Here is an 18,599-nt window from a genome sequence, read left to right on the forward strand (position 1 = left end):
GGCAATTTCGGCCGATGCCGATTGAGACCAGATTTTGTTGAAAACGTCCGAGGGTGCGGCCCCAGAGGGTATCGATGGCTTTGCGCGAGCAAGATCTGGTTCTTTCGAGCCTGCCGCCCAGCAGGACGCAGCAGCAGCTAGCCCTCAGCGTGGCGCTGCTGATCGTGCTGATGGCATTGCTGATATCTATAACAGGCATGCAGCAGGTCAAGCTTGCGGTAATTGACGCTTTGGTGCCGCTTTTCGGCATGGCTATGTTCGTGAGCGACTCGATTACCGCGGTCCTGCTGTTCACGCAGTTCTCGATCGTGCGTTCGCGTGCGCTTCTTGTGATCTCCAGCGGCTTTGTCTGGACGGCGCTGGTCGTCATTCCCTGGCTGCTCTCGTTTCCGGGCGTATTTGCCCCCCATGGCCTTCTCGGCGGAAGTTCGTCCGAGATCACGGTTTGGCTTTACACGTTGTGGCACGCTGGCTTCCCGATATTCGTCATTGCCTTTGCCTTGTTGAAGGATGCACAGCCTGCCAAACGGCTGAGACAACTCCCCGCTGCAACGGCCATTCTTTCGTGCATTGTTGGTTCGGCAGCTGTCATAGCCGGAGCGACATACGTTCTGGTCGTGTTCCAAGCGCACCTGCCAAGCTTCATGATTGATGCAATGAATTTTTCTGTTCTGTGGTACTATACTGCGGCCATCATCGCATTGTTGAGTGCCCTTGCGATCTCGTTGCTTTGGATCCGACGGAAGTCATTGCTCGATCTATGGCTGATGGTCGTCATGCTCGTTTTTCTGACCGAAGTCCTTATAAGTAGTTTTCCGGTTTCAGCGCGCTTCAGTCTTGGCTGGTATGCGGGAAGGACTTGCAGTCTGCTGTCCGGCAGCCTCATTCTGATTGTTCTGTTGTATGAAATCACCATAGTTTACGCGCGCCTGATCGGTGCCGTCCGCGCCCAGAGCCGCGAACGCGGTGCGCGTCTGATCACTGGCGATGCGGTGGCAGCCACGATCGCGCACGAGATAAAACAGCCGTTGTCAACGATCATAACCAGAGCTGAAACGGGTTTGCGCTGGCTTGATCGCGCTTCGCCGGAAATCGATAAAGCCAAGGAGCAATTCGCAGAGATCGTCGCGAATGGTCGTCGCGCGGGCGCGGTGATGGACGGCATTCGGGGGAACTTCAAGAAAGATCCCCGCATTAGAACGTGGCTCGATGTTAACGTCCTCATCGAAGAAACCCTCACTTTGGTGCACGGTGATCTGCAGCAACATCGGATACTGGTTCGTACGGAACCGCACGCAGGGCTACCGCAGATCATGGGCGATCGAATTCAGCTTCAGCAAGTGCTGCTGAACCTGATCACCAACGCCATCGAGGCAATGGCTGGCAAGCAAGGGCTTCGTGTCCTGGGTGTGAGGTCCGAGGTGGGCAAAGAAGGTAACGTAGTTGTATCGGTGGCGGATACTGGAAAAGGCATCCAGTCGCAGGAAATCGATCAGATATTCAACCCGTTGTTCACGACCAAGCCTGATGGGATGGGGATGGGCCTCTCAATCTGTCGTTCCATCGTCGAATCCCACGATGGAAGCTTACTGGTCTTCCCGAACTCGCCTGAGGGCGCCGTGTTTCAAATGGTTCTGCACGCGAGTACGACAACAGCGCTTGCATCTGTTTGATGGAACGGGCGGCTGCTTATTTTGCTTCGAGCTGTCGACGCTTCGTCTCCTAACACCAACGTAAGGGCTGGACGAGACCTGCGCCCAATGGAGAGGCCGCAGTTCGGCGCGTTAGCGTTTGGCATCCTTCTCAGTGGAGTCACAGCCAGCCCAGCTGGATGAAGGACCAAAGCGCGATCATGGATTACGTGACGTCCTCAAGACTGACTCGGCGCTTGTGCTGACGTCGGCTACGTCGTTTGTCTTGGTTGGAGCAACTGTCGCACATGTCCGTACCCTTGCCGGTGGCATGCTCTGGGAATCGGGAACCGCGACGCCGCCAGCGCCCCTCCGTCCGGGGCCCTGGATGTCTTTCACAGCACGCGCAGGACACGCAATGTTTCGATCGTATCGAGCGCGGACGGTATCTGTCGGAGCTCAGCGATTGCGGGGCCTGTCATACCGCGCCCCGGCGCTCAGCCGTTCGCAGGTGGGCTGGCGCTGCAGACGTCGTTCGGCAGGATCGTCGCGCCGAATATCACCCCGGACCGGGAGACCGGTATCGGCAACATGACCGATCAGGAGTTCTTGTGGGAGCAGCGGCGAGGCCGAAGGTACCTTTGTTATCTCTGACGGTATTTGAGGCTCTGTTCGAGCTTGACTATTGTTAGACTTAGTCACGTACAGGGCGCCATCCCGTCGATAGACGCCGATTGGTAGCGGAATTGCCAGTAATTCGTGAGGAGCAATTTTTTCTGTGAATACAAGACCAAAAAATTGCGGCGGGTATACCGTCGGCATTTGTCCGTCAGACCTGAAAATTTGTGCTTGCAAATCAACGGCGAAACGTCGTTCGAAATGATAGAGTGGGAGTAGGGGCGGCTAAGCGCGGTGGCGGATTAAATGTCGCCTGGGTTTCTCAAGCGGTATGTCTCGTCAGCCGATGAACATAAATTTGTTAGGCGCATGCCGCGCGAAGACCATGACATCGGCGCGGTCGCTTCGACCACCACGGACGGCCGTCCCATGACCTTCGCAAAGATGCTGGAGGAGACCTACACCGACGGCATCGCCGTGCTGCACCGGGGCAGGCTGATCTATGAGCGCTATTTCGGCGCGCTGAAGCCGCACAAGCCGCATATCGGGATGTCGGTGATGAAGTCGTTCACGGGCGTGCTCGCCGGCATGGTGGTCGCCGAGGGCACGTTTTTAGGGGCTCCGTTTCGGTCGGTTCTGTACCATCATGGACCATGATGGTATCTGGCGGCGAACCCGAACGGAGAATACCTTGTTGACCGATACGGGACTTCAGAAGCTCAAGCCTGGCGAGAAGCTTTACAAGCGCGGCGACCGCGACGGCATGTACGTTGCCGTCCTGCCCATCAACAGGCGCAAGCAGATCTCGGAAAGTGGCGACCACACCATCAAGGTGGTGCGTTGATGCGCGCTGCGTTGAAAGTGGTGATGGCCGCAATATTTGCTATGCCGGCTGCGGTGGCTCTGGCGAAGTCTCCGGACTGCGCGAGTTGGCCCACCAACATGGCCCTCACGCACCTCAAGAACGCCGGCCTGATTGATATCCCATCAGTGATCGAGGCGCAGACCAAGGCCGTTCGTCTCGCATCCGAAAAGATCGGCAAAGACCTCTACCAGCAGGTTTACGACATCACGTTTCACACCAAGGATGGCAAGACCATCGAGGTCATCACGAAAAGCCGAGCATCAAGCGAGGAATGCTCGATGAGCGCCGTCGACGTCTACGTGGTGTCGAACAAAATCGGCGGGTCGGCAGAGCAGCCATCTGAGGGCACGACTAAGAAGTGATCCGGCTGCACCGAAAGCTCAAGAACTGTAATTGACCCGCAGCGTACCCCAGGGTGATGGGGAATATTCGGTCGCGCGCTGCTCCAAGAAATTGGCGCGCGCGACCGGTTCTCGGTGTCGATCATACGGTCCTAGATCTACTACTGCTCCTTCTTGAATAGATCCTGGAAGATGAGCTGACCCCAGACGCGGCCGCGTGCGTGCACTAGTGCGCCACCCTCGTTGAGCTTGCCCAGCTTGACGGGTGCGAAGCCGAGTTGCTTGGCCAGGGCCGCCACGGGAGCGATCGCGTCCTCGTCGTCACCAGACAGGAAGACGACCCGGTGCCCGCCCTCGACGATCGGATCGGCAGCCAGTTTGGCCGCACCCAGGTGATTGAAACCTTTCACGAGCCTGGCGCCGGTGAACGCCTTCGCGACAACGGCGGAGGACAGAAGACCGTCCAGCTCTTCTCCAAACCCGTTGGTCGCGTCGATGATCGTCTTGCCTTGCCAGCTCGGCAGGGCCTTCGCAACCTCGCGATGCTCCCCGAACGGGACCGCCAGGATAATGGTGTCGGCCTCCAGCGCTTCCCGCAGCGACTTGGCGACGACCGTGGGGCCGATCGCCCGAGCCTGCGGTGCCAGCGCCTCGGGCGGCCGGCGGCTCGCGACAGTTACCTCGATGTTCTTGCGGGCGAAGGCATGGGCGAGGGCCTGGCCGATCTTGCCGAATCCTATGATTGCGTAGCTCATAATGCTTCTCCGTTTTTCAGATGGCCGAGAAGCCGCCGTCGACAGACAACTCCACCCCATTCACGAAGCTCGAATCGTCCGAAGCAAGAAACAGCGCGACCGCCGCGATTTCCTCAGGACGCCCCATCGTTCCCCGCGGGATCAGGGATTCGAACATCCGCTTCGCCTCCTCGGTGAGAACCTGGTCCTGCATCGGTGTGGCGATCGGCCCCGGGCTCAGCACGTTCACCCGGATATTCCTGCCCTTCAGTTCGTTGAGCCAGGTGCGTGCGAATGAGCGCAACGCCGTCTTGCTCGCCGCATACACGCCGTAACCGGGAAAACCTTTCACCGACGCAACGGACCCGGTCATGAAGATGGATCCGCCATCGCTGAACAGCGGCAAGGCCTTCTGAACCGTAAACAGCGTGCCGCGCGTATTCAGGCCGAAGGTCGCATCGAAATGCTGCTCGGTAATCTCGCCCAGTGGGACGGCTTCGCCGATGCCGGCGCTCGCGTACAGGACGTCGATCCTGCCCTTGTCCCGCTTGACCGTGTCGAACAGGCGGTCGAGGTCGGCGAGATTGGCCGCGTCGCCGCGCACGCCGGTCACGTTCCGGCCGATCAGCTTGACGGCCTCGTCGAGCGCCTCCTGCCTCCGGCCCGTGATGAAGACATAGGCGCCTTCTTCAACGAACCGGCTGGCGCTCGCCAGCGCCATGCCGCTCGATCCGCCCGTGATGACTGCAACCTTACCTTCAAGCTTTCCCATGACTTCTCCATTCGTGGTGTCGGTCGGGACAGCATCTGCCCCCGAGAACCTCGAGATGGGTCTGCCGGCGTCAGGCGTTGAGTGCGGAAGCGCGCACATCGGTGGTGCGAAATCGATCCGGCTGGACGACTGACGCCAGCCGCGACGATCGGTGTCCGCCGTTTGGACTCGGGCGCTTGTCGGCACGGGCTGTGATAATCGCCCCGCGCCACCCACATACGAGATGCTGTTCGATGGGTTGGATACGGGCTTTGGAAGGCGCACCGTGCGGTGCGAGATTGCACCATGATCGACTGGGATGACGTTCGCTACTTTCTTGCCGTCGCGCGCGGAGGCTCGGTGCGGGCTGCCGCCGAGCGCCTCGGTGTGAACCACGCGACCGTGCTGCGACGCATCGCCCAACTCGAGGAACGCCTCGGGGTCCACATGTTCGAAAAGCTGCCTTCGGGCTACCGCCTGACGGCTGCGGGCGAGGAGGTCCTCGAGTTCGCGGACCAGATGGAAGCGTCGTCGCACCAGCTGGAGACGCGCGTCTTCGGGCGCGACCAGAGCGTGCGCGGGCTTCTGCGGGTGACGCTGGCGCCGCCGCTTGCGACTCACCTGCTCATGCCTGATTTCGCCGATTTCGCGCGTCTGCATCCGGACATCGAGATGGACATCCTGTCGTTCGGTGAGCTGGCAAATCTGACCAACCGGGAGGCGGACGTCGCGATCCGCGTCGTCTACGACCGCAAGACCCTGCCGCTCAATCTTCACGGCCTGAAGGGACCGGAGGTGTTCGGCGGCGTCTACATGTCCCGGGATCGACTGGCCGCGTGGCGTGCCGGCGCGCCTGATCCTGTCAGGTGGATCGTCATCAGCATTCATGGAATTCCGGATTGGGCGAGCGAGGGTGAGGTCCGCACCACCGGCGTTCCGTTCAGGGTCACAGACGCCGGGGCGCAGATCGTTGCTGTCAGGCAAGGGATCGGGATGACGACACTGCCGTGCTTTGTCGGAGACGCCGACCCCCTGCTGGTGAGGGTGCCGGGCACCGATCTGCACATGTACGGAACGCTCTGGCTTCTCACACAGGGGGAGACACGCAAGACCAAGCGCGTGCAGCTCTTCACCGAGTTCGTATCCCGCAGGCTCGCCGCGTACGCGCCGCTTCTCGCGGGGCTGTCCGTATCGCGCGACTGATGTGCGGCAGGTTGCTAGATTCCGAGCAAACGCTCCCGACACCGAAGTGCCGGGAGCAGGTTCGTCACTTCGCGAGCGCGGCCTTTTCGATGACCTCAGCGACTTGCTTCGCATGGACGACGAGCGAGGCATGGCTGCCGGCGACTTCCGTCGTCTGGGCCTTGATCCTGGCCGCGAACGATTTCTGGGCCTCGGGCGCGAGCACCTTGTCCTTGGTGCTGATGACATAGAACGTCGGCTTGTCGTGCCAGGCTGCAATGTCGACCGGGGCCTCGAACGCAACGTGGTTCAACGGTAGCTGCGAGTTGGCCAGGTGCACGGCGATTTCCGGAGGAAGGTCAGCCGCGACGGCCGACGGAAACACCTTGGGGTCGATGTACAGATTGCCCTTCGCGTCGGGATGGATCGCACTGCCGCCTTCGGTCGGCGGGCCGGCCTTGGCGAGCGACGCCAGGGATTCACCGACTTCGGGTGCGAAGGCGGAGACATAGACCAGCGCCGAGATCTTGGGATCGTTGCCGGCTTGCGTGATCACCACGCCGCCCCATGAATGGCCGACAAGAACAGTCTTGCCGTCCTGCTTCGCGAGCGCCTGCTTGGTGGCATCGACGTCGGCGGCGAGCGAGGTGAGCGGATTTTCCACGAGCGTGACGCGGTAGCCTTTCTTCGTGAGAATATCGGCAACGGGCTGCCAGCTCGTCTGGTCCACGAACGCGCCGTGCACGAGCACGATGTTGTGGGCTGCGCCCTTGGGCAGTTCGGCGGAATAAGCGGAGCCGACCAATGTCGTTCCGGCCAGGAGCACGGTGGCGGCTGAGAGGAGGATATTTCGCATTGAATGTTCCTGTTGGAATGTCGGACGAAATGAGGTCCGGGGGGAATGGACAGGCGTTTCCAGGTCGCGGTTCTTCCGTCCGCCGTTGGCGAAATGGTTGCCGCACGTGATGTCGGCCCGCTGCGGGATGACCTAGTCCGTGGACTTTTCGGACGATAGGGATCAATCGTCCGGATGTTGTGTCCGATCGTCCATCGGATTAGCTTGGGCGGCATGGATATCCTCGCCCAGGTGCTCGATCGCGTTCGTCTCGGTGGGACGTTGCTCTTCCACTTCGAGCTCGGCCACCCCTGGAATCTGGAGCTGCCGGCGCGCCCCTACGCGTTGTTTCACTACCTCAGCCGAGGCTCGGCGACCCTTGCGCTCGAACAGGGACAGGAAATCCAGATGACCGAGGGCGATTTCGTCGTCATCACGCGCGGCGAGCCCCACGTGTTTTATTCGGATCGCCGGGCCAAGCCTTTGCAGATTGTGGACCTCGATCGATCGTCGGCACGTCTTGGCGTCGTTCGTCACGGCGGCCGTGCAAAGCCGCTCTCGACCATGATCTGCGGCAATTTCACCGTGTCGCGGCCCTCGTTCGGCAGCGTGCTCGAGCTACTTCCGCCCGTGCTCCTGCTGAAGCCGACGGCGGACGGTGGCTGGCTCGAAGCCATCCTGCGCCGCATGGTGAGCGAGTCCGCGCTCGAGCGTCCCGGGCAACGCGTCGCGCTTTCACGACTGACGGAAGTGCTCTTTGTCGAGGCGCTCCGAAGCTGGATCGCGTCTCTCAGTCCCGGACAAGGCGGCTGGCTCGGGGCCATATCGGACCCGCATATCGGACCGGCGCTCAAGCTGATCCACGAAAACCCGGAGCGGCCCTGGACCCTGAGCGACCTCGGTCAGCGCGTGGGGCTCGGCCGCTCGGTATTTTCGGCGCGCTTCACCAGGCTCGTAGGTCAGTCCATGCATCGTTACGTGATCGAACGCCGGATGGCGGAAGCGGCGTTCCTGCTTGAAACCAGCGACGAGCCCATCGCACGGATTGCGAGCCGGGTCGGTTACGAGACAGCGGCGGCGTTTTCAAAACTGTTCCACCGACATCACGGCCTGTCGCCCGGTCGCTACCGGGCCGCTCAGCGTCTTGATGGAGGCCACGCGCAACCGAACGGTTCGGAAGTGAAAGCATCCGATTGACCTCGACCTTGCGCGCCGTCACCTCCACCGACGGCGTGACCGCCGACTTCTACCAGTTCGACATGACGTTCCTGGGCGAGACCGCCACGCGCATCATCAACGAGGTGATCCTTCCGATGCCGCGCCCGAAGTGATCAGAACCATTCGGCCGGATCCGATCCGAGGGGGCGCGCTGGCGTCTCCCAACGCATCGAAATGTCGTCGATGCGAACCGGAGGGAGGACACGCTGAGCCTCGTGGGACACGGTACGCGTCTATGCAGCAACCTCTACGACACGATGATCGGTCGGCAAGCCGCTGAAGCCCAACCAGTTCACATTCGATTGGCGGCAGCATGGTCGTCGCCAGAGGCCGAAGATATCCTTCGGCGCGCCCTGGTTCTATTGGCCGACCACGAGCTCAACGCCTCCACGTTCACGGCACGAATTTGCGCCTCGACCGGGGCACCGCTTTCAGCATGTGTCCTTGCCGGCCTTTCGACCCTCACGGGGCCATTTCATGGCGCAGCTTCCAAAATGCTGCTGATGCTCGTGGAGGATGCGAAGAAGATCGGGTCGCAACAGGCGTTGAGCCAATGGCTATCACGAGGTCAACCGCTTCCGACATTTGGCCAGCCGCTCTATCCCGAAGGCGATCCGCGCGCGGCGTCCCTTTTGGCGCAATTCCGACCGAGCGACATGTTCGCGGAGATCTGCTCAGTCGCCGAGGTGATGACCGGAGAACTGCCCAACATCGATTTTGCACTTGCCGCGCTTGCGGACGCTTATGCTCTCCCGGCCGACTCGCCTTTCATCATTTTTGCACTTGGCCGCGTCGTCGGCTGGATCGCGCATAGTCTTGAGCAGATTGAGACAGGACGATTGATCCGCCCCAGAGCGCAGTATATCGGACCGAAGCTAAAGAAGTAGCGCAAGCTACGGCTTGATCGGAGCCGATGTGTCCTCTGGCGATAGTGCTCCGTCTCACCAGATGAACGGAATCAGGCGCCGGCGCACACGGCGCGCGTAGTCGTCATAGCCCTCGAGGCCCGCGCGAAGCGTCTGCTCCTCGACGCCGATCCGGATGCCAAACAGGAGGGCGAGGATGGGGACCGTCGCAAGTCCCCACCACGAGCCGAGCACGAGCGATGTCCCGGCGATGTAGAAGAGCGTGCCGAAATACATGGGATGGCGGACGATGGCATAGGGGCCTGTTGTGATGACCGCCTGCCCGCGGTCCCTTTGCAGTTTCACGACCGGCGCCGCGAAGCTGTTCGTGCGCATGGTCCAGTAGATGAACAACATCGCCGCCAGGAGGAGCCCGCAGCCAGCCCACTGCACGGAAGATGGCATTGCCGACCAGCGCCAGCGTGCCGCATCTGCCGCCATGAAGCCCATTCCTCCAAATATGAGGAGCAGGATTGGGATGAGAATCAGCTTGTCCGCGAGCGGCTGATCTTTCTGTACGGGCGGCTTGAGGCGCTCTCTGAGCAGGCTCGGATCGACGCGCGCCATGGTTGTCCCAAACACGACCGAGAGCGCGACCATCACTCCGAGATAGAGCCACCCTCCGGTGTAGTCCGTCGTGCCTGCAGCACCAAAGATGATCGCGCCCATGAAGGCGAACCAGACGATCGTTTGGACGATAAGATTTAGTACGAGACCCATCTTTCTGCCTTTCCCGTCGAAGGTTCGGATTCTTCCGCACGGTCAGCGCCGCTGCGGGGTTCCTCATTGCCGTCGTCGGCCACGCGTCCAGCGGCTGATGGCGTCCTCCATGGCGCCGCGCATGACCCGATAGAAGTCGGCCATCTCCCTGAGACGCGCGCTTGCCGCCTTGGACGCAGCTATTTCAGCCCCGGCGTTCAACTGCCCGGCCAACGCGTCGAGCAGACGATTCTGCTGCCGGACCATGACTTCGTAGTCGTCTGCTACGGCATAAAGCGCGCGTTTTGTCCCAGGTTCGCTATGGCGGCGCGCCAGCGTGTAACTCTCCAACAGTCGAGCGGCGACGCTTGCGCTGCTCTTGCTGATCTCGAGGTCTTCGGTGATCTGATCGAGGCTGGCGGGGCGAGGGCAGAGAAGCAAATAGCCATAGAGACGGGCGGCGACGGGCGGTACGCCCCAGGGCGTGAGCAGCCGTGCCACGTCCTCTGTGAACCGCTGCTCGTCCCTGCTGGTTTTGTTTGACATATTCGGCATATCCCGAATATATAGAATTAAAGGCCGGCTGCAAGCGTCAAGCGGGGGCTCATGCCTCCCTGTCAGTGCGCTGCTGCCTATGTTTTGCAGGATCGGCATCATGTCGCCGGAGTTCACGCTTCGGCGGGAGCCTAGCACCATGACGGTCGTCGAGCAGAAAACCGTGGCGTGCCTCGGATCGAGCAGCACGGCAGGCAAAGGGCAGGCCTTCGACTGGATCGCCGAGCTGCGCGCCCGCCCGCGCAATGCGCAAGTCAAATTCGAGAACTTCGGTGTCGGTGGTGACCTGGCCTACAATGCGCTCAAGCGATTGCCTGCGGTGCTTGCCTGTCGTCCCAGCAAGGTCGTCGTCTGGGTTGGTGGCAACGATGTCCTCGCCCTCGTGTCGAGGCGGGCGCGGCGCTTCTTCTCGATTTCAAAGCACCTTCCATGCGCCCCGTCGCCTGGCTGGTTCCGCGAGAACCTCACCGAACTGGCCCGCAGGCTGAAGAGCGATGCGGCTGCAGATATCGGGCTTTGCTCACTCTGCCCGATCGGCGAGAACCTGGATTCGGAGGACCCGTTCCAGAAGGAGCTCAACCGCCGGGTCAAGGAATATTCCGATATCGTGGCTGCCGTCGCAGATGAGGAGAACTGCCGCTACATTGAACTCTATGAAGCGATCGCGGAGGAGCTTCGCGCTTCACCCGGTCAGGCATTCACGTCATTTGGTTTCTTGCCATTCTATCTTGACGCGTTCCGTGTGCTCGTGCTGCGGCGAAGCATCGACGAGGTCGCGCGCATGAATGGATGGCGTTTCCATACCGATGGCGTGCACCTGAATAGCCGCGCGGGACGGATCGTGGCGGATCGTATTCAAGAGTTCATCGACGCCTGCTAAGGTGATCCTCGCCTCTATTCGCGCCGTAGGCGTAGCCGCGCCAACTTCATGTGCGATGTCGAAGCGAGGTCACCAGCGAGGCACAAGGTGCAATCATTGCATGATATTCAACGGAGCAGCGCCATGGACGAGCGGCGGACATCGAGCGTAGTCGCAATCATTCCCTGCAACGACCTTGATGCAGCGGAACGGTGGTGGAACAGGCTCGGCTTCTTCAGGCCGGTCGATCAAGGCTACGAAGAATATCGGATGCTGTCGGATGGTGTTGGTGGCGAGGTGCATTTGCAGCAGGCGGTGGAGGGCTGGCTCACTCCGGGGAGCAACCCGTTCGGCGTCTACGTCTACACGCCCCGGGTCCGCGGCCTGGCTGCGGCGATGAGCCCGGAGATCGCCGAGCCGAGCCGCGTGGCCGAGCACAAGCCGTGGGGCATGTATGAATTCGCGCTCAATGGCCCCGACGACCTGCTCGTCCGCGTGGGCTGGCCGAGCCGGCTGATGACGGATTAGGTCCGGCGCTGGCGCAAGCCTCTTCGGCGCTCGATCGTCGCAGCTTGTGAAGCATCTCACACGCACGCTCACACTGTCGTGGACGACGACGAACACCTGCAGCAGGGCCCGGATCCGCTGTTAAATTAAGTATTGACTTATATAAGTCGATACCGATATTCATCGGCGTGAAACGACAGGGAGAACCGGGATGGAGATCGACGTTGTCAGGGTGTTGGGGCTCGCCACGCGTTCGGTGCGCAATTTCGAGAAGGACGGGAGAGCGGCCAGCGCGGTCACGTTGACGCGGCTCTACGACACGAGCGTCGATGATCTCTGGGACGCGCTGACGAGCAGGGAGCGCATCCCGCGCTGGTTCCTTCCGGTCGAGGGCGACCTCCAATTGGGAGGAAGGTACCAGCTCAAGGGAAACGCGGGCGGCACCATCACGGCTTGCGCGCCGCCAACTCATTTTGCCGCGACGTGGGAGTTCGGTGGCGCCACAAGCTGGATCGACGTCGCGCTGGCGGCAGAACGCAGCCAGGCGCGCTTGACTCTTGAGCACACCGCGATGATCGAGGATCATTGGAATCAGTTCGGTCCGGGCGCGGTGGGGATCGGTTGGGACCTTTCCATTGCGGGACTTGAGCGATATCTCGCGACGGGAGCGGCAGTCGACCATGAGACGGCGGAGGCGTGGATGGGCTCGCCCGAGGGCAAGGAGTTCATGACGAGGAGCGGGGAGTATTGGCGCGCAGCACATGTCGCGAGCGGGGTCGATCCGGCCTTGGCGAAGGAGCGCTCGGACCGCACCATTGCCTTCTATCGCGGCGAAATGCCGCCCGATATCGCGCATCCCGGTACAGGAAGCTGATGCACATCTTCGAAGTCCTCGCCGATCCCGTGCGTCGTCGCATCCTCGAACTGCTCGTACCGGGGGAAATGGCGTCCGGAGAAGTCGTGGAGGCGATCGGGGCCGAATTCGGGATCACGCAGGCCGCCGTGTCGCAGCATCTGAAGGTGCTGCGCGAGAGCGGCTTTGCGACGGTTCGGGCGGAGGCGCAAAGACGGTTCTACGCGGTCGACGTGGCAGGACTTCAGGCGGTGGATGCGTGGATCGGTCAGTTCAGGAATTTCTGGGAGCCGAAGCTGGACGCGCTGGCGACGGAGATCGCGCGCGGCAAGCGGGAGCGGCGTAACGCGCCTATGACGAAACGGAGCGGCAAGAGGGCCTGATCGGGGAGACCAGCGTGCCCCGCTCATTGCCAAGCGCGCGGCGACGGTCACCTCGGCACAAATGCTGGATGTTGACCACGTGGGGCCATGATACGTGCGAGCTCTTCATCCGCTTCCGGAGCTTGCTTGCATGTCCGTCGCCGCCGCCGCCAACCAACACCCCGCATCCGCGACCGAAACCGACCCGGAATCCCTCGGCTGGATGAAGGGCTTCCCGCCCGCGCCCGACCGCACCGTCGCCTTCCAGGACGGCTCGTTCCGCAGCTTCCCCGAGCTGCGCTGGGCCTGGAGCAATATCCGCCAGCTGGTGCCGACCGTGAACGTCTGGCGCGGGGCAGGGCCCGCGTCGGTGTTGTCGCGCGAGGACCAAGACATCGGCGCGGTCGCCTCGGTCACCATGGACGGCCGCCCCATGACCTTCGCGAAGATGCTGGAGGAGACCTATGCCGACGGCATCGCGGTGCTGCACCAGGGCAAGCTGATCTACGAGCGCTACTTCGGCGCGTTGAAGCCGCACAAGCCGCATATCGGGATGTCGGTGACGAAATCCTTCACCGGCGTGCTCGCCGGCATTCTGGTGACCGAGGGCAGGGTCGATCCGCAGGCGCCAGTGACCGACTATGTGCCGGAGCTGAAGGCGAGCGCATTCGGGGACGCGCGCGTGCACGAGGTCATGGATATGACCACGGGCCTCGAATACACCGAAGTCTACACCGACAGGAATTCGCATGTGTGGGGCCTGCGGCGCGCCAACGGCATGGCGCCGATTCCGCCTGACTATGACGGCCCGACCACCATCTTCGATTTCCTCGTCGCGCAGAAGAAGCAGGGCGAGCACGGCAAGGCCTTTGCCTACAAGACCGTCAACACCGACGTGCTCGCCTGGATCATCAGGCGCGCCAGCGGCATGACGCTGTCCGATCTTCTCTCGGAACGGATCTGGACGCCCATGGGCGCGGAGGAAGACGCACATTATCACGTCGACCGCATCGGCACCGAGAGCGGCGGCGGCGGCCTGTCCACCACGCTGCGTGATCTCGCCCGTTTCGGCGAGACCATGCGCAATCACGGCCGCTTCAACGGCCGCCAGATCGTGCCGTCGTCGGTGGTCGAGGACATCGCGCGCGGCGGTGATCCCGAAAAGTTCAAGCCGGCCGGCTACACCACATTGCCGGGTGCCTCCTATCGCAATCAATGGTGGGTCACGCACAACGCCCACGGCGCCTACATGGCGCGCGGCGTCCATGGCCAGGGCATCTACGTCGATCCCAAGGCCGAGATGGTGATCGCGCGCTACGCCTCGCACCCTGTCGCGGGCAACGCCGCCAACGATCCGGTGACGCTGCCGGCCTACATGGCGCTGGCGAAGGCGCTGACGGCGGGCGGGTGAGCGGGACCGGGAGGCATGGTCGTGAATTCGCCCATGGCGGCACAGAGCTGACGCCGCATTGACTGGCTGGAAGGCAATCTCTTGAAACGGTCCGCCGTGTGGTTTGGGTTGATGGGGCCGGCGGTCGGATTCGCGATGATGTTTGCCGTCTCGCTCGCGGGAATCTTCTGGCAGATGGTCATGAGGTCAAGCGACGCCGTTCTGCCGAATGGCTCGCTGGTCTCGACCGCGCTTGGTGTCCTGACGCTCATCCCTGTCCTTTTGATCGGGGCCTATGTCGTCGGGGCGCCCGCCGCCTTTGCCGTCGGCGCGGCGACGCGATGGATGTCGAACCGCGCCTTCTCGAAGTCATGGATCGTCGCCGCTAGCCTTCTCATCGGAGCCGGGATCAGCATGGCGACGATCTATTGGCTCGATGAATTCGTGATCCCGCATCCCCATTTGGGTTCGGCGCCCATGTTTGGTCCGCGCATGTGGGTCATCGTCGGAGGCGTTGGTGCCGCTTCGGCGGTGATGTGCACGCTGGCCGCCATGCGTCGCTAGCTTTCGCTCTACCTGGCTATCGTCAACGCGATCCCGGATGCCATTCCGGCAGCTTGGGAATCTCTGGATCGAGATGATCCCATGCATAGCCGCGCGAGCAGAACAGGGCGACCGCCGGTTTGAACGTGCTGGCATCGTCCAGCGTGCCGACATAGATGCCGATGAATTCGGGTTTCTCGTCCGGTTTGTTGTAGATCGGCGAACCGCAGTTCGGACAAAATCCTTTGCGCTTGACCGCGCCGCCGTCTGCCGTGCGGGCGATTTCGCGCACTTCGCCGGTGACGGAGAGAGCGTTGCGCGGGAATACGAAGACGGAGCTATGACCGGTCCCCGTATCGCGCTGGCAGTCGTGGCACTGGCATTGGAAGCCGCGGATCGGCGGCTCAGAGATCGAATATCGAACAGATCCGCAAGAACATCTGCCCGTGAGAGTCATTGGCACCGGCCTCCACAAATTGATCCGAACGCAATGTCAGGCGTTGTTTTTGACCAGCTCATCTCTTCGTCTTGACCCGGCGGGGCAATTTTTCGGGTGTTGGGGTGACATCTTTCTGTCCAGTGACCGCCTTCGCAAACGCAGCCTGAAGCTTCGCGATGACAGACGGCCCCTTCATCGGACGTCCGAGGTGGAGACTCCGCAGTTCGTCCATGAAGTCCGACCAGAGATCCGGCCCTCCTTCCTCCAGGAGTTGCGCGCGAACCGAAAGAACGCGTGTGGCTGGCGTATGCCGGCGTCCCCAGGCTCCCATCATGGCGAGCAGGGGGACAAGCTGAATTGCCGGCTCCGTCAGGCTGTAGACCGCTTTCTGGCGATGCGTTGGATCGTCGGATCTCGAGAGCAGCCCGGCATCGACGAGGCGATGCAACCGATCCGCCAGAATGTTGGACGCGATCCCTTCTTCGGATTGCGTCAGCAACTCACGGAAATGCCGGCGATTGCCGACCAAAATGTCGCGGATGACGATAAGGCTCCACCTGTCGCCGAGCATTTCCAGAGTGAGATTGATCGGGCAGCCGGACCGATGTGGCTCAACCATTCGCAAAGTCCTCATTGGAAGCTAATTGACAAAACTGATCCCATTATGCAAGTAGTTTTAAAATGCAATCAGTTTGAGGCGAGGCGCCGATGCTGTTGGAGGGTAAGACTGCCGTTGTATACGGTGGCGGTGGAGCGATTGGCGGCGCGGCCGCGCGGACATTCGCTCGCGAAGGAGCAAGGGTCTTCATCGCTGGAAAGACGCTCTCCAAGCTTCAAGAAGTCGCTGCGGACATTGAGCGGAAAGGAGGCGTTGTCGACATCGCTGAAGTCGATGCGCTGGATGCGTCCTCGGTAGACCGGCACTTGGAGCATGTCCTGGCCGCTGCCGGGCGCGTCGATATAGCCTTGAATGCCATCGGGATGTTTCATGTCCAGGGCGCGCCTCTTGCCGAGCTCTCGCTCGAAGATTTCTTATTCCCCGTGACAGCCTACATGAAATCGAACTTCATTACGGCCAAGGCTGTAGCACTCCAGATGATCCAGCAGGGTTCAGGCGTCATTCTCACCCTTTCAACCCCGGGGGCACGCGCAACCGGTCCGGGCGTCCTGGGATTTGGTGTGACATGTGGAGCGATAGAGACCTTTTCACGGCTTCTCGCCGCCGAATTGGGATCAAGTGGAGTCCGTGTTGTGTGTCTTCGCCCGGACGCAATTCCGGAAGCATTGCCGGCATCGCACGCGCAGGCGGTATTTGAGGGCTTCGCCAACCGCGCAGGCGTGACAGTGGAGACGATGCTCGACGATTGGGTGCGCAAGGGCGCTCTCCTTCAGCGTCCGCCGAAACTGGCGGAGGTGGCGGAATTCGCTGCCTTTGTTGCATCGGACCGCGCCGGCGCAATGACCGGCCCCATCGCGAACCTCACTTGCGGTTCAGTGCTCGACTAGGCGAAAAATGTTCGGACCCGTTCGAGACACTTGGCAGCGAACCCCACCGAGAGTGTTGGCGGCTGTCCATAGGATGCCTCACGATACGAGAGAGGTGCTTCAATGACTCCGCAGGTTTCGGCGTTTCGGTGGGTTCCACCGTTTGCCCAGGGATATGCCCTGGATCATCGGGTCCGTTGGGCGCTCGAAGAGGCTGGCTTGCCGTATGACGTCATCCTGGTCGATCGCGAAATTCTGGACGGGAGCGAATACCGCGCTTGGCAACCATTCGGGCAGGTGCCAGCCTATCGCGATGATCAAGTTGAGCTGTTCGAGTCCGGAGCGATTGTATTGCACCTTGCCAGGCAGTCGGAGGCGCTGGCGCCCACGACAGCCGCGGGTTTCGCACGCGTGACCGCCTGGGTCATCGCCGCATTGAATTCCGTCGAACCCCACGCGAAGAACTTTGTTGGACTGGAAACCTTCCATGCAGGTGAACCCTGGGTGAAAGACTATCGTCCGGTCGCGGAAAGCGGTCTGCGGCGGAAACTGACGGGCCTGAATGTCTGGCTCGAGAACAGGGAATTCCTCGAGGGGCGGTTCACGGCCGGTGACATCGTGATGAGCACTGTCCTCAGGGAGCTCACCGACAGCGGCATTTTGAACGACTATTCGGCAACAAGATCGTACGTTGACAGATGCGTTAGCCGACCAGCGTTCCAACGCGCGATCCAGGCCCAGCTGGAAGACTACAAGCGGAATACGCCGCCTGGCATCAGCGACTGACTGGAGCCGCCACAGGGGCGGTGAAGGCGGCGCATCAGAAACTATCGGGACCGGGTGCGGCGGGTGCTGGAGCGCGACCTGCGATCTGCCAAACCGCAAGATCGGTCGAGCAAATCATGGCCGTCAGCGACTAACTGGAGCCGCCACGGAGGAGGGACGATGAAGGGGGCGCTGCAAAACTATCAGGACCGGATGCGGCGGGTGCTGGAGCATATCGACCGGAATCTCGACAGCGATCTGGACCTGGAAAGCTTAAGCGCTGTTGCGGCCTTCTCGAAGTTTCATTTCCACCGGCAGTTCACGGCGACCTTCGGGTTGTCGGTGCATCGCTATGTCCAGTTGGCACGTATGAAACGCGCATCCTATCGGCTGGCCTACGCGGACGCCCAAAGCGTCACGGACATCGCGATGGATGCCGGTTACGATGCCCCGGATGCCTTCGCCCGCGCCTTTCGGCAACGGTTCGGGCAATCGCCGTCGTCGTTCCGCAACTCTCCCGACTGGGAGCCGTGGCTTGTGGCCTTCGGGCCTCTCGACAACGCGAGGAGCAAGCTCATGAAGAGATTTACCACTGACGACGTGACGATACGCGATGTGCCCCCGACGCGGGTGGCGATCATGGAGCATCGGGCGACCCGGCAACGCTCGGCGACACCATCCGGCGGTTCATCGCGTGGCGCAAGGCAGCGGGCCTGCACCCGAGGATAAGTCCGACCTTCAATGTCTGGCGGTCCGAACGGCGTCCTGACTCGCCGGCCGCTTACAGCACGGATCTTTGTGTCGGGACCGACCAGCCGATCGAGGCGAATGGCGAAGAGATCAAGGCCGGCGAGATCCCCGGCGGGCGCTGCGCGGTGCTGCGGGTCGTCGGCTACACCGACAATCTGGAGCCCGCCGCGCTCTACCTCTATCGCGACTGGCTTCCGGCGAGCGGCGAGGAGGCCCGCGACTTCCCGATCTATTGCCAGCGACTGAACTTCTTCCCGGAGGTGCCGGAGCATGAGACGGTTGCGGAAGTGTTTCTGCCGCTGAAATAGCGCA

The 18,599-nt window shown here is 61.6% G+C and carries 21 protein-coding genes and 3 pseudogenes; 17 read left to right on the forward strand and 7 right to left on the reverse strand.

The annotated features are described in order from the left end of the window. Positions 1–74: 74 nt before the first annotated feature. From E4K65_RS05985 to E4K65_RS06005, 4 genes and pseudogenes are all read left to right on the forward strand, one after another. Positions 75–1,673, forward strand: coding sequence for a sensor histidine kinase (locus tag E4K65_RS05985; RefSeq protein ID WP_135173371.1), 1,599 nt, complete (start codon positions 75–77; stop codon positions 1,671–1,673). A 945-nt stretch (positions 1,674–2,618) separates the two neighbouring features. Then, a pseudogene (locus tag E4K65_RS05995) lies at positions 2,619–2,855 on the forward strand (6-aminohexanoate hydrolase); the annotation flags it as partial. Between the two features lie 85 nt (positions 2,856–2,940). Beyond that, positions 2,941–3,093: an integrase gene (locus E4K65_RS49995; protein WP_135173372.1), complete on the forward strand. Its 153-nt coding sequence runs from the start codon at positions 2,941–2,943 to the stop codon at positions 3,091–3,093. Further along, positions 3,093–3,476, forward strand: coding sequence for a hypothetical protein (locus E4K65_RS06005; RefSeq protein ID WP_135173373.1), 384 nt, complete (start codon positions 3,093–3,095; stop codon positions 3,474–3,476). Before E4K65_RS49995 ends, E4K65_RS06005 begins: the two co-directional genes overlap by 1 nt. A gap of 140 nt (positions 3,477–3,616) precedes the next feature. Here the strand turns inward: E4K65_RS06005 and E4K65_RS06010 are convergent, their stop codons facing one another. Both E4K65_RS06010 and E4K65_RS06015 read right to left on the reverse strand, forming a co-directional pair. After that, positions 3,617–4,210 (reverse strand): NADPH-dependent F420 reductase, encoded by a 594-nt coding sequence (locus tag E4K65_RS06010; protein ID WP_235885511.1) that lies wholly within the window; start codon positions 4,208–4,210, stop codon positions 3,617–3,619. A 16-nt stretch (positions 4,211–4,226) separates the two neighbouring features. Further along, a complete protein-coding gene (locus E4K65_RS06015) occupies positions 4,227–4,961 on the reverse strand; it encodes an SDR family NAD(P)-dependent oxidoreductase (RefSeq protein ID WP_135173780.1) in 735 nt (244 codons plus the stop codon). 285 nt (positions 4,962–5,246) lie between these two features. On the opposite strand from E4K65_RS06015, the gene E4K65_RS06020 reads away from it, so the two are divergent. Then, entirely contained in the window at positions 5,247–6,143 is an 897-nt protein-coding gene (locus E4K65_RS06020) for a LysR family transcriptional regulator (RefSeq protein ID WP_135173375.1), read from the forward strand. 64 nt (positions 6,144–6,207) lie between these two features. Here E4K65_RS06020 and E4K65_RS06025 read toward each other — a convergent pair whose 3' ends face one another. Next, on the reverse strand, positions 6,208–6,978 hold the full coding sequence (locus tag E4K65_RS06025) for an alpha/beta fold hydrolase (RefSeq protein ID WP_135173376.1): 771 nt from the start codon (positions 6,976–6,978) through the stop codon (positions 6,208–6,210). A gap of 213 nt (positions 6,979–7,191) precedes the next feature. Between E4K65_RS06025 and E4K65_RS06030 the strand changes: the two genes are divergently transcribed. The 3 genes and pseudogenes from E4K65_RS06030 to E4K65_RS06040 all read left to right on the forward strand — a co-directional run bounded on the left by E4K65_RS06030 (position 7,192) and on the right by E4K65_RS06040 (position 9,062). Beyond that, positions 7,192–8,154, forward strand: coding sequence for an AraC family transcriptional regulator (locus E4K65_RS06030; RefSeq protein WP_167770564.1), 963 nt, complete (start codon positions 7,192–7,194; stop codon positions 8,152–8,154). 8 nt (positions 8,155–8,162) lie between these two features. Next, positions 8,163–8,261 (forward strand): annotated as a pseudogene (locus E4K65_RS06035) (GMP synthase (glutamine-hydrolyzing)); the annotation flags it as partial. Between the two features lie 45 nt (positions 8,262–8,306). Further along, positions 8,307–9,062 carry a citrate synthase gene (locus E4K65_RS06040; protein WP_135173378.1) on the forward strand — a complete coding sequence of 252 codons (756 nt, stop codon included), beginning with the start codon at positions 8,307–8,309 and terminating at the stop codon, positions 9,060–9,062. A 54-nt stretch (positions 9,063–9,116) separates the two neighbouring features. Here E4K65_RS06040 and E4K65_RS06045 read toward each other — a convergent pair whose 3' ends face one another. Both E4K65_RS06045 and E4K65_RS06050 read right to left on the reverse strand, forming a co-directional pair. Then, a complete protein-coding gene (locus tag E4K65_RS06045) occupies positions 9,117–9,800 on the reverse strand; it encodes a methyltransferase family protein (protein WP_167770566.1) in 684 nt (227 codons plus the stop codon). Between the two features lie 63 nt (positions 9,801–9,863). After that, positions 9,864–10,325, reverse strand: coding sequence for a GbsR/MarR family transcriptional regulator (locus tag E4K65_RS06050; protein ID WP_235885512.1), 462 nt, complete (start codon positions 10,323–10,325; stop codon positions 9,864–9,866). A gap of 148 nt (positions 10,326–10,473) precedes the next feature. Between E4K65_RS06050 and E4K65_RS06055 the strand changes: the two genes are divergently transcribed. From E4K65_RS06055 to E4K65_RS06080, 6 genes are all read left to right on the forward strand, one after another. Continuing rightward, a complete protein-coding gene (locus E4K65_RS06055) occupies positions 10,474–11,214 on the forward strand; it encodes an SGNH/GDSL hydrolase family protein (protein ID WP_167770567.1) in 741 nt (246 codons plus the stop codon). A 123-nt stretch (positions 11,215–11,337) separates the two neighbouring features. Beyond that, the gene (locus E4K65_RS06060) at positions 11,338–11,721 is read left to right on the forward strand and encodes a VOC family protein (RefSeq protein WP_135173381.1); all 384 of its coding nucleotides are present in this window, start codon (positions 11,338–11,340) and stop codon (positions 11,719–11,721) included. A gap of 190 nt (positions 11,722–11,911) precedes the next feature. Continuing rightward, the gene (locus E4K65_RS06065) at positions 11,912–12,574 is read left to right on the forward strand and encodes an SRPBCC family protein (protein ID WP_135173382.1); all 663 of its coding nucleotides are present in this window, start codon (positions 11,912–11,914) and stop codon (positions 12,572–12,574) included. Continuing rightward, positions 12,574–12,936: an ArsR/SmtB family transcription factor gene (locus E4K65_RS06070; protein ID WP_135173383.1), complete on the forward strand. Its 363-nt coding sequence runs from the start codon at positions 12,574–12,576 to the stop codon at positions 12,934–12,936. Before E4K65_RS06065 ends, E4K65_RS06070 begins: the two co-directional genes overlap by 1 nt. 130 nt (positions 12,937–13,066) lie before the next feature. Next, positions 13,067–14,326 (forward strand): serine hydrolase domain-containing protein, encoded by a 1,260-nt coding sequence (locus E4K65_RS06075; RefSeq protein ID WP_135173384.1) that lies wholly within the window; start codon positions 13,067–13,069, stop codon positions 14,324–14,326. 135 nt (positions 14,327–14,461) lie between these two features. Continuing rightward, entirely contained in the window at positions 14,462–14,869 is a 408-nt protein-coding gene (locus E4K65_RS06080; protein WP_167770568.1) for a hypothetical protein, read from the forward strand. Between the two features lie 22 nt (positions 14,870–14,891). Here E4K65_RS06080 and E4K65_RS06085 read toward each other — a convergent pair whose 3' ends face one another. Both E4K65_RS06085 and E4K65_RS06090 read right to left on the reverse strand, forming a co-directional pair. Beyond that, positions 14,892–15,305 carry a GFA family protein gene (locus tag E4K65_RS06085; RefSeq protein ID WP_135173386.1) on the reverse strand — a complete coding sequence of 138 codons (414 nt, stop codon included), beginning with the start codon at positions 15,303–15,305 and terminating at the stop codon, positions 14,892–14,894. A 58-nt stretch (positions 15,306–15,363) separates the two neighbouring features. Beyond that, positions 15,364–15,906, reverse strand: coding sequence for a winged helix-turn-helix transcriptional regulator (locus E4K65_RS06090; RefSeq protein ID WP_049823243.1), 543 nt, complete (start codon positions 15,904–15,906; stop codon positions 15,364–15,366). 89 nt (positions 15,907–15,995) lie between these two features. Here E4K65_RS06090 and E4K65_RS06095 point away from each other — a divergent pair, with 89 nt between their 5' ends. From E4K65_RS06095 to E4K65_RS06105, 3 genes and pseudogenes are all read left to right on the forward strand, one after another. Further along, positions 15,996–16,793 (forward strand): SDR family NAD(P)-dependent oxidoreductase, encoded by a 798-nt coding sequence (locus E4K65_RS06095; protein ID WP_135173387.1) that lies wholly within the window; start codon positions 15,996–15,998, stop codon positions 16,791–16,793. 102 nt (positions 16,794–16,895) lie between these two features. Then, on the forward strand, positions 16,896–17,558 hold the full coding sequence (locus E4K65_RS06100; protein WP_135173388.1) for a glutathione S-transferase family protein: 663 nt from the start codon (positions 16,896–16,898) through the stop codon (positions 17,556–17,558). Positions 17,559–17,717: 159 nt separating this feature from the next. Then, positions 17,718–18,595: pseudogene (locus tag E4K65_RS06105) on the forward strand (AraC family transcriptional regulator). Positions 18,596–18,599: the final 4 nt, after the last annotated feature.

Origin of the sequence: Bradyrhizobium niftali, from assembly GCF_004571025.1 — a bacterium.
GTDB classification, from domain to species: Bacteria; Pseudomonadota; Alphaproteobacteria; order Rhizobiales; family Xanthobacteraceae; genus Bradyrhizobium; species Bradyrhizobium niftali.

Excerpts from the sequence above, each read along its gene's own strand:
- E4K65_RS06090 (WP_049823243.1), bottom strand. The coding sequence starts at position 15,906 with ATGGTTGAGCCACATCGGTCCGGCTGCCCGATCAATCTCACTCTGGAA.
- E4K65_RS06055 (WP_167770567.1), top strand. The coding sequence starts at position 10,474 with ATGACGGTCGTCGAGCAGAAAACCGTGGCGTGCCTCGGATCGAGCAGC.
- E4K65_RS06095 (WP_135173387.1), top strand. The coding sequence starts at position 15,996 with ATGCTGTTGGAGGGTAAGACTGCCGTTGTATACGGTGGCGGTGGAGCG.
- E4K65_RS06015 (WP_135173780.1), bottom strand. The coding sequence starts at position 4,961 with ATGGGAAAGCTTGAAGGTAAGGTTGCAGTCATCACGGGCGGATCGAGC.
- E4K65_RS06010 (WP_235885511.1), bottom strand. The coding sequence starts at position 4,210 with ATGAGCTACGCAATCATAGGATTCGGCAAGATCGGCCAGGCCCTCGCC.
- E4K65_RS05985 (WP_135173371.1), top strand. The coding sequence starts at position 75 with ATGGCTTTGCGCGAGCAAGATCTGGTTCTTTCGAGCCTGCCGCCCAGC.
- E4K65_RS06080 (WP_167770568.1), top strand. The coding sequence starts at position 14,462 with ATGATGTTTGCCGTCTCGCTCGCGGGAATCTTCTGGCAGATGGTCATG.
- E4K65_RS06020 (WP_135173375.1), top strand. The coding sequence starts at position 5,247 with ATGATCGACTGGGATGACGTTCGCTACTTTCTTGCCGTCGCGCGCGGA.
- E4K65_RS06100 (WP_135173388.1), top strand. The coding sequence starts at position 16,896 with ATGACTCCGCAGGTTTCGGCGTTTCGGTGGGTTCCACCGTTTGCCCAG.
- E4K65_RS06085 (WP_135173386.1), bottom strand. The coding sequence starts at position 15,305 with ATGACTCTCACGGGCAGATGTTCTTGCGGATCTGTTCGATATTCGATC.
- E4K65_RS06025 (WP_135173376.1), bottom strand. The coding sequence starts at position 6,978 with ATGCGAAATATCCTCCTCTCAGCCGCCACCGTGCTCCTGGCCGGAACG.
- E4K65_RS06060 (WP_135173381.1), top strand. The coding sequence starts at position 11,338 with ATGGACGAGCGGCGGACATCGAGCGTAGTCGCAATCATTCCCTGCAAC.
- E4K65_RS06045 (WP_167770566.1), bottom strand. The coding sequence starts at position 9,800 with ATGGGTCTCGTACTAAATCTTATCGTCCAAACGATCGTCTGGTTCGCC.
- E4K65_RS06005 (WP_135173373.1), top strand. The coding sequence starts at position 3,093 with ATGCGCGCTGCGTTGAAAGTGGTGATGGCCGCAATATTTGCTATGCCG.
- E4K65_RS06050 (WP_235885512.1), bottom strand. The coding sequence starts at position 10,325 with ATGTCAAACAAAACCAGCAGGGACGAGCAGCGGTTCACAGAGGACGTG.
- E4K65_RS06070 (WP_135173383.1), top strand. The coding sequence starts at position 12,574 with ATGCACATCTTCGAAGTCCTCGCCGATCCCGTGCGTCGTCGCATCCTC.
- E4K65_RS06075 (WP_135173384.1), top strand. The coding sequence starts at position 13,067 with ATGTCCGTCGCCGCCGCCGCCAACCAACACCCCGCATCCGCGACCGAA.
- E4K65_RS06030 (WP_167770564.1), top strand. The coding sequence starts at position 7,192 with ATGGATATCCTCGCCCAGGTGCTCGATCGCGTTCGTCTCGGTGGGACG.
- E4K65_RS06065 (WP_135173382.1), top strand. The coding sequence starts at position 11,912 with ATGGAGATCGACGTTGTCAGGGTGTTGGGGCTCGCCACGCGTTCGGTG.